Below are 310 nucleotides of genomic sequence, written 5' to 3'. Positions count from 1 at the left end.
GCCTCTGCCAATTCGCGGGCATGCTCTAGATCCTTCATAAAAGCCCCGCTGCCCGTCTTAACATCGAGCACAATGGCATCGGCTCCGGAGGCAATCTTTTTGCTCATAATGGAACTTGCAATAAGCGGAATGGAATTGACAGTCGCTGTCACATCGCGCAGCGCATACAGCTTTTTATCCGCAGGAGTCAGGTTCCCACTCTGTCCAACTACCGCTACTTTATTCGTATTCACCAGCTCGTTAAACTGTTTATTATCAATCTCTACATGAAAGCCCGGTACCGATTCCAACTTATCAATCGTTCCTCCCG

1 pseudogene is annotated in these 310 nt (G+C 48.7%); it reads right to left on the bottom strand.

Annotated features, from left to right (window positions below):
• A pseudogene (gene deoA / locus LKX83_RS32330) lies at nucleotides 1-310 on the bottom strand (pyrimidine-nucleoside phosphorylase); the annotation flags it as partial.

Source organism: Cohnella baijiui, assembly GCF_020731285.1.
Taxonomy (GTDB): Bacteria; Bacillota; Bacilli; order Paenibacillales; family Paenibacillaceae; genus Cohnella.
The sequence above is the reverse complement of the archived record's forward strand: the minus strand, read 5'-3'. Positions and strand labels throughout refer to the sequence as shown.